This is a genomic window from Paraburkholderia rhizosphaerae (genome assembly GCF_004366595.1).
Classification (GTDB): domain Bacteria; phylum Pseudomonadota; class Gammaproteobacteria; order Burkholderiales; family Burkholderiaceae; genus Paraburkholderia; species Paraburkholderia rhizosphaerae.
In genome coordinates, this window is sequence record NZ_SORE01000072.1 from 1 (window position 1) to 1,461 (window position 1,461).

The following is a 1,461-nucleotide window of genomic DNA, read 5'->3' on the forward strand; positions in this document are numbered from 1 at the left end:
AATCAGTTCGCTATTCTGTTCGGCGAGCGATTCACCAGCGCCATGACCTGAGATCTTTTAACCGGCCTCAGCACACAAGATTTCTGACACCTCCGCCACCAGCGGCGACTGTTCGCCGCCACCTGTTGCGCCACAGCGGGCAGTGCCCCCAGCGCACGCAGTTCCCGGTAGATGGTCGGCCCACGGCGCCATTGTTTAAGCTGGATGACACGCAGCCGGTGACGCATCCACTTGTCCAGATCCAGCCAGACTCGTGGCGTCTGCGCCAACCGGAAGTACGCCTTCCAGCCCAGCACATAAGGCCGTAATCGTTCCACCACGTCCTTCATGCTGCGCCCGCCGTTACGGCCGGTCAGTTCACGAATGCGGCGTTTGAACGCCAGCAGCGGCTTGGCCGCCACCTTGCGCTTAACGACACCACCGGACGCTACCCACAAGCTGTAGCCCAGAAACTTGCGACCCAACACACTGGCTACCGCGCTTTTGGTCTCGTTGACCTGCAACCGCAGTCGCCCATACAGACGACGCAGCAGCGCCATCACCCGCTCACCAGCACGGCGGCTGCGGACGTAGACATTCGCATCGTCGGCATAGCGAGCAAAGCAGTGGCCTCGCCGCTCCAGTTCCTTGTCCACCTCATCGAGCAACACGTTGGCCAGCAACGGCGATAGCGGCCCGCCCTGCGGCGTGCCCTGATCGCGCGGCTGAACCACACCGCCATCCATGATGCCGCTGTTCAGATACGCCCGGATCAGCCGGATTACCCCGGCGTCCCCAATACGTTTCTGTAGACGGTCGATCAGGATGTCGTGGTTGACCCGGTCGAAGAACCTCTCCAGATCAACGTCCACCACGATTTGCCGACCTGACTGCACATATGACTGCGCGGCAAGCACCGCGTCGTGCGCACGCCGTCCGGGCCGGAAACCGTAGCTGTGCTCGCTGAAGGTGGGGTCCAGGAGCGGTTGCAGCACCTGTAGCAGCGCCTGCTGGATCAGCCGGTCCGTCACCGTCGGGATGCCAAGCTCACGCTCGCCCCCATCCGGCTTCGGAATCGTCACCCGCCGTACCGGCATCGGCCGGTACGTCCCTGACAACAGTTGCTCCCGGATCGCTGGCCACGCAGTCACCAGATGACGCACAGTCTGATCAATATCCAGACCGTCAACGCCAGCGGCTCCCTTGTTGGCCCGCACCCGTTTGAGTGCACGTTGCAGGTTCTCTCTCGTCAACGCCGCTTCCAGCAGCGTTGACCCTGTGTCTGCGCTCCCATGTCGCGGACCGTCGGCTGCGTCGCTGACGGGTACACGCGCGGCTTCACCGCGCGCTACTCCCGCCCGCTGCGCCTGCGCGCACATCTGACGCCTGGCCTTCCGTATCGACATGTTGCTGGACACTCCTTTCCGTTCGGCCCTTCGTCACCCGCCTCGACCTCGCCGGTCTATCCCGTGACTACTACGG

General features: G+C 63.3%; 1 protein-coding gene. It reads right to left on the minus strand.

The genetic code is table 11. The annotated features are described in order from the left end of the window. Positions 1 to 2 precede the first annotated feature (2 nt). The gene (gene ltrA, locus BX592_RS33615) at positions 3 to 1,385 is read right to left on the minus strand and encodes a group II intron reverse transcriptase/maturase (RefSeq protein WP_243849868.1); all 1,383 of its coding nucleotides are present in this window, start codon (positions 1,383 to 1,385) and stop codon (positions 3 to 5) included. Positions 1,386 to 1,461: the final 76 nt, after the last annotated feature.